17 protein-coding genes are annotated in these 15,613 nt (G+C 72.9%); 7 read left to right on the top strand and 10 right to left on the bottom strand.

Annotation, left to right across the window (positions count from 1 at the left end):
* Window positions 1–77 precede the first annotated feature (77 nt).
* On the top strand, window positions 78–2,339 hold the full coding sequence (locus DNK53_RS16225) for a spermidine synthase (RefSeq protein ID WP_110183366.1): 2,262 nt from the start codon (window positions 78–80) through the stop codon (window positions 2,337–2,339).
* A gap of 33 nt (window positions 2,340–2,372) precedes the next feature.
* Here DNK53_RS16225 and DNK53_RS16220 read toward each other — a convergent pair whose 3' ends face one another.
* From DNK53_RS16220 to DNK53_RS16180, 9 genes are read right to left on the bottom strand one after another with little or no spacing between them, the layout of a single operon-like run.
* Window positions 2,373–2,765: an ASCH domain-containing protein gene (locus tag DNK53_RS16220; RefSeq protein ID WP_110183365.1), complete on the bottom strand. Its 393-nt coding sequence runs from the start codon at window positions 2,763–2,765 to the stop codon at window positions 2,373–2,375.
* Window positions 2,766–2,772: 7 nt separating this feature from the next.
* The gene (locus DNK53_RS16215; RefSeq protein WP_110183576.1) at window positions 2,773–3,150 is read right to left on the bottom strand and encodes a metal-sulfur cluster assembly factor; all 378 of its coding nucleotides are present in this window, start codon (window positions 3,148–3,150) and stop codon (window positions 2,773–2,775) included.
* A gap of 5 nt (window positions 3,151–3,155) precedes the next feature.
* Window positions 3,156–3,620: a Fe-S cluster assembly sulfur transfer protein SufU gene (gene sufU / locus DNK53_RS16210; RefSeq protein WP_110183364.1), complete on the bottom strand. Its 465-nt coding sequence runs from the start codon at window positions 3,618–3,620 to the stop codon at window positions 3,156–3,158.
* Window positions 3,621–3,625: 5 nt separating this feature from the next.
* Complete coding sequence (locus DNK53_RS16205; RefSeq protein WP_110183363.1) at window positions 3,626–4,888, bottom strand: cysteine desulfurase; 1,263 nt, start codon at window positions 4,886–4,888, stop codon at window positions 3,626–3,628.
* A gap of 2 nt (window positions 4,889–4,890) precedes the next feature.
* Window positions 4,891–5,649, bottom strand: a complete 759-nt coding sequence (gene sufC / locus DNK53_RS16200; RefSeq protein WP_110183362.1) for a Fe-S cluster assembly ATPase SufC — start codon at window positions 5,647–5,649, stop codon at window positions 4,891–4,893.
* Window positions 5,650–5,685: 36 nt separating this feature from the next.
* Complete coding sequence (locus DNK53_RS16195; RefSeq protein WP_110183361.1) at window positions 5,686–6,021, bottom strand: non-heme iron oxygenase ferredoxin subunit; 336 nt, start codon at window positions 6,019–6,021, stop codon at window positions 5,686–5,688.
* The gene (sufD, locus tag DNK53_RS16190) at window positions 6,021–7,205 is read right to left on the bottom strand and encodes a Fe-S cluster assembly protein SufD (RefSeq protein WP_239456599.1); all 1,185 of its coding nucleotides are present in this window, start codon (window positions 7,203–7,205) and stop codon (window positions 6,021–6,023) included. The genes DNK53_RS16195 and sufD overlap by 1 nt, the downstream gene beginning before the upstream one ends.
* A 53-nt stretch (window positions 7,206–7,258) precedes the next feature.
* Window positions 7,259–8,677, bottom strand: coding sequence for a Fe-S cluster assembly protein SufB (gene sufB, locus DNK53_RS16185; RefSeq protein ID WP_110183360.1), 1,419 nt, complete (start codon window positions 8,675–8,677; stop codon window positions 7,259–7,261).
* A 4-nt stretch (window positions 8,678–8,681) separates the two neighbouring features.
* Window positions 8,682–9,368, bottom strand: coding sequence for a helix-turn-helix transcriptional regulator (locus tag DNK53_RS16180; protein ID WP_110183359.1), 687 nt, complete (start codon window positions 9,366–9,368; stop codon window positions 8,682–8,684).
* A gap of 198 nt (window positions 9,369–9,566) precedes the next feature.
* Here DNK53_RS16180 and DNK53_RS16175 point away from each other — a divergent pair, with 198 nt between their 5' ends.
* From DNK53_RS16175 to DNK53_RS16150, 6 genes are all read left to right on the top strand, one after another.
* Complete coding sequence (locus tag DNK53_RS16175; RefSeq protein WP_162599987.1) at window positions 9,567–10,478, top strand: lysylphosphatidylglycerol synthase domain-containing protein; 912 nt, start codon at window positions 9,567–9,569, stop codon at window positions 10,476–10,478.
* 139 nt (window positions 10,479–10,617) lie between these two features.
* Window positions 10,618–11,352, top strand: coding sequence for a phosphatase PAP2 family protein (locus DNK53_RS16170; protein ID WP_239456597.1), 735 nt, complete (start codon window positions 10,618–10,620; stop codon window positions 11,350–11,352).
* Window positions 11,349–11,996 (top strand): glycerophosphodiester phosphodiesterase, encoded by a 648-nt coding sequence (locus DNK53_RS16165; protein WP_110183357.1) that lies wholly within the window; start codon window positions 11,349–11,351, stop codon window positions 11,994–11,996. The genes DNK53_RS16170 and DNK53_RS16165 overlap by 4 nt, the downstream gene beginning before the upstream one ends.
* A gap of 43 nt (window positions 11,997–12,039) precedes the next feature.
* Window positions 12,040–12,978 carry an ABC transporter ATP-binding protein gene (locus DNK53_RS16160; RefSeq protein ID WP_239456596.1) on the top strand — a complete coding sequence of 313 codons (939 nt, stop codon included), beginning with the start codon at window positions 12,040–12,042 and terminating at the stop codon, window positions 12,976–12,978.
* Window positions 12,975–13,745: an ABC transporter permease gene (locus tag DNK53_RS16155; protein ID WP_110183356.1), complete on the top strand. Its 771-nt coding sequence runs from the start codon at window positions 12,975–12,977 to the stop codon at window positions 13,743–13,745. The genes DNK53_RS16160 and DNK53_RS16155 overlap by 4 nt, the downstream gene beginning before the upstream one ends.
* A 4-nt stretch (window positions 13,746–13,749) precedes the next feature.
* Entirely contained in the window at window positions 13,750–14,673 is a 924-nt protein-coding gene (locus DNK53_RS16150; RefSeq protein ID WP_110183355.1) for a COX15/CtaA family protein, read from the top strand.
* A 12-nt stretch (window positions 14,674–14,685) separates the two neighbouring features.
* On the opposite strand, the gene DNK53_RS16145 is transcribed toward DNK53_RS16150, so the two are convergent.
* Complete coding sequence (locus DNK53_RS16145; protein ID WP_110183572.1) at window positions 14,686–15,573, bottom strand: heme o synthase; 888 nt, start codon at window positions 15,571–15,573, stop codon at window positions 14,686–14,688.
* Between the last annotated feature and the right edge of the window lie 40 nt (window positions 15,574–15,613).

Raw genomic sequence — 15,613 nt, 5'->3', positions numbered from 1 at the left:
TCCGTCGTTCCCGGGACCGGCGGCCGCGACCGCCGCTAGCGTCCGTCCACGACGCCCCGCGACCGGCACGAGGACCCATGAGCCAGCAGACCACGCCCCTGCCCGCCGTGGTGCAGCCCCCCGCGCTCCCGGTCGGAGGCCGGGGGCGGGGGCGGGCCACGACCGTCCTCTTCGCCCTCACCTCGTTCACCGGCGCGGCCCTGCTCTTCGTGGTGCAGCCCATGGTCGCCCGCCTGGTGCTGCCCAGCTTCGGCGGGTCGGCCGCGGTCTGGAGCACGAGCAGCCTCTTCTTCCAGCTGCTGCTCCTCGTGGGCTACCTCTACGTCCACGTCTCGACCCGGCGTCTGGGCCCACGCCGTCAGCCCCTGCTCCACCTGGGCGTCCTCCTGCTCCCGCTCGTGGCGCTCCCGGTCGCCCTCCCTCCCGGTGCGGCGCCGTCCGGGGACGTCACCCCGGCCCTGTGGCTGCTCTGGGTCCTGGCCCTGGTGGTGGGGCTCCCCTTCGCCGTGCTCTCGACCACCGGCCCCCTGCTGCAGCGCTGGTACTCCTGGACGGGCACCGCCCGCGCCGAGGACCCCTACTTCCTCTTCGCCACCAGCAACCTCGGAAGCTTCGGCGGCCTGCTGGCCTACCCCTTCGTGGTGGAGCCGCTGCTCTCCCTCCGCGAGCAGCGGCTGGGGTGGTCCGCAGGCTTCCTCCTGCTCCTGCTGCTCGTGGCGGCCTGCGCCGTGACGGCCAGGCGGGGGCAGGGCCGCACCCGCCACCCGGACGACGGCCCCACGGCGCCGACCGCAGAGGAGCCCGCCGCGGAGCCACCGGCCGGCCCCGACGCCCTGACGCCGCGCCTGGTGCTGGGATGGCTCGCTCTGGCGTTCCTGCCCTCGACCCTCATGCTCGGCGTCACCGCGCACGTCTCGACGGACGTCGCGGCGATCCCGCTCCTGTGGGTGGTCCCGCTGGCGATCTACCTGGCCACCTTCGTGGTCGCGTTCGCCCGGGCGGGGCGACAGGCGCCCGGCACCACGCTGCGCCTGGCCGCGGGCCTGGCCACCGTCGCCCTCCTCGTGCAGCTGGCCGGCGCCACGCGCCTGCCGATGGCGGCGGCGATCGGCCTCGACCTCGCCGTGCTCGCCAGCGCCGCCTACGCCGCACACCGGGCCCTGGCGGTCCGGCGTCCCACCCCGCACCTGCTCACCGCCTTCTACCTGGTCGTGGCCGCCGGGGGCGCGCTGGGCGGGCTGCTCAACGGGCTGCTGGCGCCGCTGGTGCTCACGGACGTCTGGGAGTACCCGCTGGCGCTGCTCGGCGTGGTCCTCCTCGGCACCCTGCTCCCCCAGCCGTTCCCGGCACGCCTGGCGCGCTTCCACCCCGGCGTCCTGCGGGCGGCCGAGGTCGCGCTCGTCCTGGTCGTGCTCCTCGCGGGCGCCGCATGGACCTCCGAGCAGGACGGCGGCGGGCTGCTCGTCGTCGTCGGCGTCGTCGCCGTGCCGGCCGGGCTCGCCGTGCTCGGCTCCCGTCGTCCGACCGCCACGGTGCTGGCGCTCTCCCTCGCCCTGGCCGGATCGGTCGTGCTCACGCCCGACCCCCTGTACCGGGACCGCACCTTCTACGGGACCTACCGCGTGGCTGCCGACGGCGACCAGCACGTCTTCAGCCACGGCACGACGATCCACGGCACCCAGCTCACCGGCGAGCGGCGGCGGGAGCCCACGTCGTACTACGCGCGGCAGGGCCCCGTGGGGGACGTCTTCGCCCTCGGCACCCCGGCCCACACGGGCGTAGTGGGCCTCGGGGTCGGGACGATGGCCGCGCACGTCGGGGCGGGGCAGCGGCTCACCTTCGTCGAGATCGACGAGGAGGTCGTCCGGGTCGCCTCCGACCCGCGCCTGTTCACCTACCTCGCCGACACCGCTGCCGAGGTCGAGGTCGTGGTCGACGACGGCCGGCTCGCGCTGTCGCGGGCGGAGCCCGGCACGTACGACGTCCTGGTGCTCGACGCGTTCTCCTCCGACGCCATCCCCGTCCACCTCCTCACCGAGGAGGCGTTCGCCGTCTACGACCGGGCCCTGGCCGACGACGGCATCCTGCTGGTGCACGTCTCCAACCGGGTCTTCGACCTCGAGCCGGTCGTGGCCCACCACGCCGAGCGGCTGGGCTGGGCGGCCGCCGTGGGGACGGGCCGGACCGACGGCGTCGGCGTCGAGTCGCTCTGGGTGGCCCTCTCGCCGGACCCCGACCACGTGGCCCGGCTGCTCGAGCGGCCGCAGTGGCGGGAGCCGGGGACCGCGCGTGAGGCGTGGACCGACGACTTCTCCTCGGTGCTCTCCGTGCTCAAGTGACGCGTCCCGGCCTCGGCCGGCGCGTTCCCCGCCTCAGGAGTGCAGGACCGTGAGTTCCTCGACGACCTCGTCGTCGACGACCTCGACGGCGGACGTCACCACGAGCACCCGGGGCCGGCCCTGCCCGTCGGTGACGATCGCCAGCGCGCCCGGCTCGGGCAACGGCTCCCCCGCGGACTCGTACTCCGCCGTCGGCGTCCGCAGCGTCGTGCCGGACCCGTCGAGCAGCCCGGCCACCGCGGCGTCGGCCTCCTGGGGCGTCGCACCGAGGCTCCACACGGGCGGCGGCACCGAGGCCAGCACCGTGGGACCGAAGTAGCCCGGGAGCTGGGTCAGCTTGCCGTGGAACCGCGCGACGTTCCAGAAGTCCTCGATGGCGGCGTCCCGCTCCTGGGGCGACCGGTCGTCCCGGTCCTGCTCCGTCACGTCGGTCTCAGACGTTGAAGCCCAGCGCGCGCAGCTGCTCGCGACCGTCGTCGGTGATCTTGTCGGGGCCCCACGGCGGCATCCAGACCCAGTTGATCGCCACGTCGTTGACGAGGCCCTCCAGCGCGGAGCGCGTCTGGTCCTGGATCACGTCGGTCAGGGGGCAGGCCGCGGAGGTCAGCGTCATGTCGAGCACGACGTTGCTGCCCTCGTCGACGTGGACGTCGTAGACGAGGCCGAGGTCGACCACGTTGATCCCCAGCTCGGGGTCGACGACGTCCTTCATCGCCTCGGTGACGTCCTCGACGGTCGCCGTGGTGCTGCCGGACGCCGCAGCCAGGTCGACCTCGGGGAGGTCGGCGTGGGGGGTCGCGGTCTGGTCCATGTCGTTCATGCTGTCTCCTGCGGGTTGTCGTTGCGGAGGACCTGCGAGGTGGCGTCCTTCCAGGCCATCCATCCGAGCAGGGCGCACTTCACGCGCGCGGGGAACTTGGCGACGCCGGCGAAGGCGATGCCGTCCTCGAGGACGTCCTCGTCGGGCTCCACGGTGCCCTTGCCCTGCATGAGGGCGAGGAACTCCTCGTGCACGGCCAGCGCCTCCTCGACCCGGCGGCCGATGACCAGGTCGGTCATCACCGAGGCCGAGGCCTGCGAGATCGAGCAGCCGAGGGCGTCGTAGGACACGTCGACGACGCGGTCGCCGTCCAGGTGCACCCGGAGGGTGACCTCGTCCCCGCACGTGGGGTTCACGTGGTGCACCTCGGCCTCGTAGGGCTCCCGGAGCCCCGCGTGGTGGGGGTTCTTGTAGTGGTCCAGGATGATCTCCTGGTAGAGCGCGTCGAGCTCGGCGGACACGTGGCTCACCCCACCTTGAAGTACGAACGGGTGTAGTGGAGGCCCTCCACCAGGGCGTCGATCTCGGCCGGGGTCGTGTAGAGGTACGACGACATCCGGGTCGAGCTCTGCACCCCGAAGCGGGCGTGCGCCGGCTTGGCGCAGTGGTGGCCGGCGCGCACGGCGATGCCGCGGGTGTCCAGCACCTGCGCCACGTCGTGCGGGTGGACCCCCGCCAGCTCGAACGCGACGGCACCGCCCCGCGAGGCGGCGTCCTGGGGGCCCAGCACCGTGAGGCCCGGGACCGAGAGGAGCCCCTCGAGGGCGTAGCCGGTGATCGCCTGCTCGTGGGCGTGGATCGCCTCCATGCCCACGGCGTCGAGGTAGTCGACCGCCGCGCCGAGGCCGACGGCCTCCACGATCGGCGGCGTCCCGGCCTCGAACTTGTGCGGGATCCCCGCCCAGGTGGAGCGTTCCATGCTGACGGTGGCGATCATCTCGCCGCCCCCGAGGAACGGCGGCAGCGCCTCCAGCACCTCGCGGCGGCCCCAGAGGACCCCGATGCCGGTGGGCCCGACGACCTTGTGGCCGGTGAAGGCGACGAAGTCGGCGCCGGAGGCCACCACGTCGACGGGCAGCTGCGGCGCGGCCTGGGAGGCGTCGACCACCACGAGGGCGCCGACCTCCCTGGCCCGGGCGGCGATGTCGGCCACGGGGTTGATCGTGCCGAGCATGTTGGAGACCCAGGTCAGCGACACGACCTTGGTGCGCTCGGTGATCAGGTCGTCGACTCCCGAGAGGTCGAGCCGGCCGTCGTCGGTCAGCCCGAACCAGCGCAGCGTGGCGCCCGTCCGCTCGGCCAGCAGCTGCCACGGCACGATGTTGGAGTGGTGCTCCATCTCGGTGATGACGATCTCGTCGCCCTCGCCGACGGCCAGCGGGCCCTTCGCCCAGGCCAGCGTGTTGGCGACCAGGTTGAGGGCCTCGGAGGCGTTCTTGGTGAAGACCACCTCGTCCCGCGAGGGCGCCTTCACGAAGGCGGCGACCCGGTCGCGGGCCCCCTCGAACGCCTCCGTGGCCTCGGCGCCCAGCGCGTGCATGGCGCGCGAGATGTTCGCGTTGTGCCGCTCGAGGTGGTCGACCATCGAGTCGATCACGCACTGCGGCTTCTGCGAGGTGTTGGCGCTGTCGAGGTAGACCAGCGGCTGCCCACCCGCGACCGTGCGCTCGAGGATCGGGAAGTCCTTCCTGATCACCTCGAGCTCGGGGAGCAGTCCGGGGATCGTCATGCTCAGACCGCGGCCTTCGTGTACTTGTCGTAGCCCTCGGCCTCGAGCTGGTCGGCCAGCTCGGGGCCGCCCTGCTCGGCGATCCGGCCCGCCACGAAGACGTGCACGAAGTCGGGCTTGATGTAGCGCAGGATCCGCGTGTAGTGGGTGATCAGCAGGACACCCTTGTCGCCCTGGGCGGTGAACCGGTTGACGCCCTCGGAGACGACCTTGAGCGCGTCGATGTCGAGGCCGGAGTCGGTCTCGTCGAGGATCGCCACCTTGGGGGCGAGCAGCTCGAGCTGGGCGATCTCGTGACGCTTCTTCTCGCCGCCGGAGAAGCCCTCGTTGACGGAGCGGCTGGAGAAGGTGGGGTCGAGGTCGACCCTCTCGAGCGCGGCGTTGACGTCCTTGACCCAGGTGCGCAGCTTGGGCGCCTCGCCGTCGATCGCCGTCTTTGCGGTGCGGAGGAAGTTGGCGACGGAGACGCCGGGCACCTCGACGGGGTACTGCATGGCGAGGAAGAGGCCCGCGCGCGCCCGCTCGTCGACGGACATGGCCAGCACGTCCTCGCCGTCCAGCAGCACGCTGCCGCTGGTGACGGTGTACTTCGGGTGACCGGCCACCGAGTAGGCGAGGGTGGACTTGCCCGAGCCGTTGGGGCCCATGATCGCGTGGGTCTCGCCGTCCTTGATGGTCAGCGTGACGCCCTTGAGGATCTCCTTGGGACCGTCCTCGGTGTCCACCGAGACGTGCAGGTCCTTGATCTCCAGCGTGCTCATCAGTTCAGTCTCTCTATCTCTGGGGGGAAGTCGTGGTCAGGACGGCGTGACGCCGTTGAGGGGCGTGGCCACGTCGACGTACACCTCGTCGCCGCGGACCTCCACCGGGAAGGTCGAGACCGGCTCGGTGGCCGGCAGGACCGTGGGCTTGCCGGTGCGGAGGTCGAAGGTCGACCCGTGCAGCCAGCACTCGATCGTGCAGTCGGCGACCTCGCCCTCCGAGAGCGCGACGTGCGCGTGGCTGCAGAGGTCCTGGACGGCGTAGTAGTCCTCGCCGTCGCGGGCCACCGCCACGTCGATGCCGTCGAGGTTGACGGAGGTGGCCTGGTCGTCGCGCACCTCGGAGGTGGCGCACGCGCGCTGGAACGCCATCAGAAGGCCTTCAGGACGTTCTTCTCGAGCTCGGCCTCGACCGTCTCGGTGAGCTTGGCCTCGATCTCGGGGACGTCGATCTTGCGGATCAGCTCGTGGAAGAAGCCGTGCACCACGAGACGACGCGCCTCGTCCTCCTCCACCCCGCGCGAGCGGAGGTAGAAGAGCTGGTTGTCGTCGAAGCGGCCGATCGCGGACGCGTGGCCGGCGCCCTCGATCTCGCCCGTCTCGATCTCCAGGTTGGGGACCGAGTCGGCCTGGCAGCCGTCGGTGAGGACGAGGTTGCGGTTCTCCTCGTAGGTCTCGATCCCCTCGGCCACCTTGCGGATCAGCACGTTGCCGATCCACACCGCGTGCGCCCCCTCGCCCTGCAGCGCGCCCTTGTAGACGACGTTGCTGCGGGTGTGCGGCGCGGTGTGGTCGACGAAGAGCCGGTGCTCGATGTGCTGCCCCGCGTCGGCGAAGTAGAGGCCGAGCATCTCCACGGAGCCGCCGGGGCCGGCGTACTCGGCGGTGGCGTCGTGGCGCACCACGTCGCCGCCGAACGAGACCGAGACGTGCTTGAGGCTCGCGTCGCGGCCCACCCGGGCGTGCTGGGTGGAGTGGTGGACGGCGTCGTCGGCCCAGTCCTGCAGGGAGACGACCGTCAGCTCGGCGCCGTCCTCGACGACGATCTCGACGTTGTCGGCCAGCACCGCGGAGCCCTCGAAGCGCAGCACCACGGTGCTCTTGGAGAACTTCTCCGCGACGATCACCGCGTGCCCCGCGGTGGCGCCGTCGACGCCCTGCCCGCGGTGGGTGACGACGGTGGCGCCCGGGACCACGGCCTCGGCGGGGACGCGCACGACCGTCGCCTGCCCGGCGGCGTGCCAGGCGCGGGCCGAGACCCGGTCGGTGGGGACCAGACCGGAGGAGCCGCGCACCGGGGAGTCGGCGGGCACCTGCTCGACCTGCACCCCGGCGGCCGCGTCCACCTGGACCTCCAGCCCGGTCGGGCCGAGCGGCGCGTCCTGGTGGAGGCCGCGGAGGCGCTTGAGCGGGGTGAACCGCCAGATCTCCTCGCGCCCGGTGGGCACGGGGTGGTCGGCCAGGTCGAACGAGCCCTCGGGGTGGAGGTGGCTCTCCACCTTGTCCATCTCCAGGGCGGACGCCACGCTGTCGAGCGCGGGATCGGTCACGGTCACTTGGGTCTCTTCCTTGCTACGGGGTGCGGGTCGGGCGGAGCGGGGCGGGGCGGTCAGCCGACCGCGCCCTCCATCTGCAGCTCGATCAGGCGGTTCAGCTCCAGGGCGTACTCCATGGGGAGCTCCTTGGCGATCGGCTCGACGAAGCCGCGCACGATCATCGCCATGGCCTCGTCCTCCTCCATCCCGCGGGACATGAGGTAGAAGAGCTGGTCGTCGGAGACCTTCGAGACGCTGGCCTCGTGGCCCATCGACACGTCGTCCTCGCGGATGTCGACGTAGGGGTAGGTGTCCGAGCGCGAGATCTGGTCGACCAGCAGGGCGTCGCAGAGCACGTTGGACTTCGAGCCGTGGGCGCCCTCGTTGACCTGGATCAGGCCGCGGTACGACGTCCGCCCGCCGCCGCGGGCCACCGACTTGCTCAGGATCGAGCTCGAGGTGTTCGGCGCGGCGTGCACCATCTTGGCGCCCGCGTCCTGGTGCTGGCCCTCGCCCGCGAAGGCGATCGACAGGGTCTCGCCCTTCGCGTGCTCGCCCATCAGGTAGACGGCGGGGTACTTCATCGTCACCTTGGAGCCGATGTTGCCGTCGACCCACTCCATCGTGGCGCCGGCCTCGCAGGTGGCCCGCTTCGTCACGAGGTTGTAGACGTTGTTGGACCAGTTCTGGATGGTCGTGTAGCGCACGCGGGCGCCCTTCTTCACGACGATCTCGACGACGGCCGAGTGCAGCGAGTCGGAGCTGTAGATCGGCGCCGTGCAGCCCTCGACGTAGTGCACGTAGGAGTCCTCGTCGGCGATGATCAGCGTCCGCTCGAACTGGCCCATGTTCTCGGTGTTGATCCGGAAGTAGGCCTGCAGCGGGATGTCGACGTGGACGCCCTTCGGCACGTAGATGAACGAGCCGCCGGACCACACGGAGGTGTTGAGGGCGGCGAACTTGTTGTCGCCGACCGGGATGACGGTGCCGAAGTACTCCTTGAAGAGCTCCTCGTGCTCCTTCAGCGCGGTGTCGGTGTCGACGAAGATGACGCCCTGCTGCTCGAGGTCCTCGCGGATCGAGTGGTAGACGACCTCGGACTCGTACTGCGCGGCGACGCCGGCGACGAGGCGCTGCTTCTCCGCCTCGGGGATGCCGAGCTTGTCGTAGGTGTTCTTGATGTCCTCCGGCAGGTCCTCCCAGGAGGTGGCCTGCTTCTCGCTGGAGCGGACGAAGTACTTGATGTTGTCGAAGTCGATCGTCGACAGGTCGGAGCCCCAGGTCGGCATGGGCTTGCGGTGGAAGAGCTTGAGGCCCTTCATCCGGAGGTCGAGCATCCACTGCGGCTCGGACTTCTTCTCCGAGATGTCGCGCACGACGTCCTCGTTGAGCCCTCGCTTGGCGACCGAACCGGCCTCGTCGCGGTCGGCCCAGCCGAACTCGTACCGCCCGATGCCCTTCAGCTCGGGGTTGAGCTCCTCGATGGAGGTCATTGATTCAGCCTTCCTTGCTCTTCGGGATGCAGGTCGTGCAGACACCGTCGCCGTGCGCGATGGTGGCAAGCCTCTGGACGTGGGTGCCGAGGACCTGGCTGATCGCCTCGGTCTCGGCCTCGCACAGCTGGGGGAACTCGTGGGCCACGTGGGCCACCGGGCAGTGCTGCTGGCAGAGCTGGTCGACCGCCCCGGCCACCGGCAGCTCCCGCACGTTGGCGGCGTACCCCTCGGCCGAGAAGACCCGGGCGAGCGCCTCCGCCGGGCTCAGGTCGGGCTCGGCGGTGACCACCGCCTCGTAGTCCCGCCCGATGAAGGCGGCGCGACGACGGGCGAAGTCGAGGACCGCCTCGTCCCCCCCGGTCTCCGCGAGGTAGCGGAGCGCCTGGGCGGCGAGGTCGTCGTACTGCTGGTCGAACTGGTCGCGGCCACCCGGGGTCAACACGAAGACGCGCGCAGGTCTTCCCCGCCCGCGCCGGTCGGCCGACCTCGGCAGCCTGGACTCCACGACACCCTCCGCGACCAGGTGGTCGAGGTGGCGCCGCACGGCGGCCGCCGTGAGCCCGAGCCGGTCGGCGAGCGCTGCCGCCGTGGACGGGCCGTTCTCCAGGATCGACCTCGCCACGCGCCCCCGGGTGGGGGCGTCCGCCACGCCGGCAGGCGCGGGGGCAGGAGCGGGGGCGAATTCCACAACGCAATTGTTACTTTAATGCACGACCGCTTTCAATGAAGGTCACCCTAAGTGACGGCCACCACGCCGTTGCCGCGCTCCGATTCGTGATGAGGCACACGCGCGTGGCACTCTTGTTGACCCAGGCGCAACGCCCGGCCGTCGACGGCGACGGCCGCCGCCCGCGCCCGCCCCGCGCCCTTGGAGGAACGTCCACCCGTGCCCCCCGTGCCGCTGCGCCCCCGCCGGCGCCCCCGGCTGCCTGCCCGTGACTCGCTGCGCCGCGCCGCCCACAGCCGGACCGCGCTGGTCCTCGGCGTCGTCGCCGCCGTGACGGTGCCGCTGCTCACGCTCCCCTCGCTCCCTCGTGTCGCCCTCTGGCCCGTCCTGGTCGGCCTCGTCCCGTGGGTGGTCGGCAAGTACGTGCTCTGCCCGCTGCGCTGGCACGCCCTCACCGACGCGCGCCTCGGGCGCTGGTGGCACCTGCGGGCCTACGCCGAGTCCGAGCTGGTCGGCCTGCTCACCCCGGGGCACGTCGGCGCGGACCTGTGGCGCCTCAAACGCCTCACCGGCAGCGGCCTCGACCGGAGCGCCGCGGTGGTCAGCGTCACGGCGGACCGCATGGTCGGCGCCCTCGGCCTCGCACTCTTCGTGGGTTTCGCCGGCACCACGCTGCCCCTCGACCTGCTGATCCCCGCCGCCGGTCTCGGTGCCGCGGCGCTGCTGGGCCTGCTGGTCGTGCGGCGGCTCCGCCCCGACTGGCTGCCCGGGCGCCCCGCGCTGCCGGCCCCCCGGCGACTGGTACAGGGCCTGGCCCTGTCGGCCGGCTACCAGCTCTCCATCGCCGCCCTGCTGCTGGGCACGCTCGCCGCGACGGGGCACGTCCTGGACCCGCTCACCGTCCTGGGGGCCTTCGGCGCCAGCCAGGTGGCCGGGGCCCTGCCCGGTCCGCACGGCGCCAGCCCGCGGGACGCCGCCCTCGTCGTGGCCCTCGTCGCCCTCGGGATCCCGCTGCTCGCGGCAGCGGCGGCCGTGGCGATGAAGGCCGCCGTGGCGTGGCTGCCCGCGCTGCTGCTCGGCGGCTCCAGCCTGTTCCGCACCCGACGCGAGCACCGCGCCGCGCTGGCCTGAGCCGCCCCGGGCCCGGACCGGGGAGACCTCAGGGTCGTCCGGGGTGGCCCTCGGCCGCCGCTTCCTCCACCATGGCAGGAGGCAGCGGGGAGACGAGCATGGCCGAGCACCTGACGGCACCGTGCGGGCGGAACGGCCCGTGACGCGCTCCTCGATGCTCTGGGTGGCCCGGCAGGCCGGCTGGGTGACCCTCGGCGTCCTCGTCTACTTCTCGGTCCGGGGCCTCACCGAGGGCTCGGCCGAGGCGGCCAGGGCGAACGCCCACGACCTCGTCGCCCTCGAGCGCGCGCTGGGGCTGCACGTCGAGGGCGCGCTGCAGGACCTCCTCGCCCCCTCGGACTCGCTGCGGACCGTCGCCAACTGGATCTACATCTGGGGCCACTGGCCGGTCATCGCCGCGACCATGGTCTGGCTCGCCGTCGAGCACCGGCACGTCTTCCTCCGCCTGCGCGACGGGATGCTGGTCTCCGGCGCCGTGGGGATGGTGGTCTTCGCGCTGCACCCGGTCGCTCCCCCGCGTCTGCTCGACCTGGGGATGGTCGACACCGTCACCGAGGAGTCCCGGTCCTACCGGGTCCTGCAGCCGCCCGCCTTCACCAACCAGTACGCCGCGATGCCGAGCCTGCACTCGGGCTGGGACCTGCTGGTGGGGATCGCCATCGTCACCGCGGCCTCGGCGCTGTGGCTGCGGGTGGTCGGCTTCGCCATGCCGGTGCTGATGGGCTTCGCGGTCGTCGCCACCGCCAACCACTTCGTCCTCGACGTCGTCGCCGGGGTCGCCCTGTCCCTCGTCGGGCACGCCGTGGCCCTGCGGCTCGACCGTCGCCGCCGACGACGGGCCGCGGTCGCCCACCCCCCGGAGGTGCTCGCATGAGGCCGCTGGCGGTGGCACACCGGGCAGGCAACTCGCTGGCCGGTCTCCGCGCCGCCCACGAGCTCGGCGTCGACGTGGTCGAGTGCGACGTGCACCACCACCGCGGGCGGCTGGAGGTCAGGCACCTCAAGACCGCGGGACCGCTGCCCTTCCTGTGGGACCGGTGGGAGCTGGCCTCGGCCCGGGCACCCCGCCTGGGCCTCGCCGAGCTCCTGGACGCGGGACGCCACGGCACCACGTTCATGCTGGACCTCAAGGGTCGCCGCACCGGGGCCGGCGTGGCCGTGGCGCGGCTGCTCCACGAGGTCGCTCCCGGGTCTCCGGTGCTGGCCTGCGGACGGCACTGGCCGTCGGTGGCGGCTGCGGCGACGCTGCCGTGGGTGCGGCCCGTGCTGTCGGCGCGCAACCGCGCCGAGCTCGCACTCCTGCACCGCCGCCTGGAGGACGGCCCGGCCGTGCACGGCGTGTCGGTCCACCGCGACCTGCTGGACCCGGCCACGGTCACGCGCCTCGCGGCCCGCACCGAGGTGGTGATGACCTGGCCGGTCAACGACCTCGCGTCGCTCGACACGATGCAGGCGCGCGGGGTCACCGGCATCATCAGCGACGAGCCCGAGGTGCTCGCCGAGCTGCTGCGCCGGTGACCCGCGGGTCACCGGGCGCGCGGACGGTTCCTAGACTGTGCGGGTGCCCACCTCCTCCCCCGCCGTCGAGGTCGACGGACTGGTCATGAGGTACGGCGACAAGGTCGCGGTCGACGGTCTCTCCCTGCGGGTCGAGCGCGGCTCGGTCACGGCGGTCCTCGGACCCAACGGAGCAGGCAAGACGACCACCCTCGAGACCTGCGAGGGCTACCGCCGCCCGCAGGCGGGGCGGGTGCGGGTCCTCGGCCTGGACCCGGTCCGCGAACGGCGGGAGCTGCTGCCCCGGATCGGCGTGATGCTGCAGGCGGGGGGTGCCTGGTCGGGCGTCCGCGCGATGGAGATGCTGCGGCACGTCGCGACCCTGCACGCCGACCCCCTCGACGTCGACGCCCTGGCCGAGCGCGTCGGGCTCGGCGACTGCGGCCGGACCCCGTACCGCAGGCTCTCGGGCGGCCAGCAGCAGCGGCTCGGCCTCGCCATGGCGTTCGTCGGCCGGCCCGAGCTCGTCTTCGTCGACGAGCCCACCGCCGGGATGGACCCGCAGGCGCGCCGGAGCACCTGGGAGCTGCTCGACGAGCTGCGCTCCCAGGGGGTCACCGTCGTGCTCACCACCCACTACATGGAGGAGGCGGAGCGGCTCGCCGACCAGGTGCACATCGTCGACCGGGGCCGGCTGCTGACCTCCGGCAGCCCGCTGGAGCTCACCCGGGGCGGCGGCCGCACCACGATCCGGCTCGTGGTGACGCGCCCGTTCCCCGACGGCGCCCCCGAGTCCCTCCAGGCCGAGCTGGGCCCCGCCACCGAGGTGCGGCAGCTGGACGCCGTGAGCATGCTCGTCTCCGGGACCGCCGACTCCTCGACCCTCGGCGTGGTCTCGCGCTGGTGCGAGGCCCACGGGGTGCTGCCGGAGTCGCTGGCGCTCGGGCGTCGCACCCTCGAGGACGTCTTCCTCGAGCTCACCGGCCACGGGCTGGGCGGATGAACGCCCTCGACCTGCGCCCGTCGCCGGGCGCCGCGCCGCTCTGGCGCCAGGTGGTCGCCCAGGCCCGCATGGAGTCCCGCCTCATGCTGCGCAACGGCGAGCAGCTCCTGCTCGCCCTCGTGGTCCCCGTCCTCGTCCTGGTCGGCGGTGTCCGGGCCGCGGACCGGTTCGACCTCGGCTTCGACCGCCCCGTCATCGACGTCCTCGCGCCGGGCGTGCTGGCCCTCGCGGTGATGTCGACGTCCTTCACCTCGGTCGCGATCGCCACCGGCTTCGAGCGGCGCTACGGCCTGATCAAGCGGCTGGGCGCCTCCCCGCTGCCGCGGCACGGCCTCCTCCTGGGCAAGGTCGGTGCGGTCCTGCTGGTCCAGGCCGTGCAGCTCGTGGTGCTGACCGGCGTGGCGCTGACGGCCGGCTGGGAGCCCGACACCTCGCGCTGGTGGGCCGCGCTGCTCTGCCTGCTGCTGGGCTCGGCCGCCTTCACCGCCCTGGGGCTCGTGGTCGCGGGCACCCTGCGGGCCGAGGCGACGCTGGCGGTGGCCAACCTCGTCTACCTCCTCCTGATGACGGGCGGGGCCGTGCTGCTGCCCGCCTCCACGTACGGCGGCTTCGGCACCGCGGCCGCCTGGCTCCCCTCCGGGGCGCTGGGCGAGGGCGTCCGCGCCGCCCTCCTCGACGGCCGCGTGGACGCCTCCGCCATGCTGGTCCTGGTGGCCTGGACGGCCGTCGGCGCCGTCACCACCGCACGCACCTTCAAGTGGGAGTGAGCAGATGACCCTCGGCCGTCTCGCGCGGTGGCTGTGGCCCCTGGCGATCGCCAACCTGCTGGCCAACATCGGCATCGTCGTCACCGGCGCCGCCGTCCGGCTGACCGGCTCGGGGCTCGGCTGCCCCACCTGGCCGCGCTGCACCGACGAGTCCTACGTGGCCCACGGCGAGCTCGGCATGCACGGGGCGATCGAGTTCGGCAACCGGCTGCTCACCTTCGTCCTGGCCGCCGTGGCCGTGCTGACCTTCCTGGCCGCCCTGGGCGCCGGGCAGCGCCGGGCGACCCGGCTCGCCTTCGTCGTCGGCCTGTCGATCCCGCTGCAGGCGGTGCTCGGCGGGATCACGGTGCTCACCGACCTCAACCCCTGGGTCGTCTCCGGGCACTTCCTGCTGTCGATGCTCATCATCATGGTCTGCGTCGCGCTGCTCGACGAGCTGCGCAGCCCCGACCGCCCCGCGGCCCCGCGCCGCCAGCGGATCCTCGCCCTCGCCACGCTGGCCTCCGGCTGGGTGGTGCTCTACCTCGGCACCGTCGTCACCGGCGCCGGGCCGCACGCCGGCGACGACCACGCCCGGCGCAACGGCCTCGACCCCGCCACGGCCTCGCAGGTGCACGCCGTGTCGGTCTACGTGCTGGTCGCGCTGACCGTCGCGCTGCTGGTCGTCGCGTGGCGGGACGGCAACCGGTGGCTGACACTGGTCACCGGGCTGGTCCTCGCGATCGAGCTCGCGCAGGGCGTCCTGGGCTGGGTGCAGTACTGGCTGGACCTGCCGATCGCGCTGGTCGCCCTGCACATGCTGGGCGCCGGCCTCCTCGCCGCTGGCCTCGCCCGCGTGACCCTCGCGGTGCTGCCGCACCGCAGCGCGGCCGAGCCGGACCCCGACGCCGGCCCGCAGTCGGAGCCGGCCACCCGCCTGGGGGCCTGACTCCCCCGCCCGTCAGCCGAGCAGCGGGTCGAGCGCCACCGCGACGAAGAGCAGCGACAGGTAGAGGTTCGAGTTGTGGAACAGGCGCATCGGCGCGATGTCCACCAACCGGTCCGACGCCTTGGCCCGGCCCCACATGCGGTGCGCCTCGACCAGGAAGACCGCGCCGAGGACCACGGCGACCACGGGGTAGACCGGGCCCGTCCCGGCGACGGGCCACAGGAGCAGCGAGGTGGCGACCATGACCCAGCTGTAGAGCACGATCTGGCGGCCCACCTCGGCGGCCGGCTTGACCACCGGGAGCATCGGGACGTCGACCTGCGCGTAGTCCTCGCGGTAGCGCAGCGCCAGGGCCCAGGTGTGCGGCGGGGTCCAGAAGAAGACGACCATGAAGAGCACCACCGGGGCCCACGCCAGCTCGCCCGTCACCGCCGTCCAGCCGATCATCGTCGGGAAGCAGCCGGCGATGCCGCCCCACACGATGTTCTGGGTGGTCCGGCGCTTGAGCACCATCGTGTAGACGAACACGTAGAAAGCGTTGGCGAGCAGCGAGAGACCGGCCGAGAGCCAGTTGACCCACGTGGCGAGCACGACGGTGGACAGCACGGCCAGGACGGTGGCGAAGACCAGCGCCGCCCGGGGCGTCACCACGTGCCGCGGCAGCGCCCGTCGCCGCGTGCGCCGCATCTGCTCGTCGATGTCGCGGTCGTAGACGCAGTTGTAGGTCGACGCGGAGCCGGCGCTGAGAGCCCCGCCGACGACGGTGGCCAGGACCAGGCCGAGCGGCGGCACCCCGCGGGCGGCGAAGAACATCACCGGCACCGTGGTCAGCAGCAGCAGCTCGATGACGCGGGGCTTGGTCAGCTGGACGTAGGCCGCGACGACGTCCTTCCAGCCCACCTGCTCGGTCTCCGCCGGTGCACCCGGGTCCGGGCGGGCG

This window comes from Nocardioides solisilvae, assembly GCF_003194625.1.
Lineage (GTDB): Bacteria > Actinomycetota > Actinomycetes > Propionibacteriales > Nocardioidaceae > Nocardioides > Nocardioides solisilvae.
This window is presented reverse-complemented; position numbering and strand designations above follow the sequence as displayed.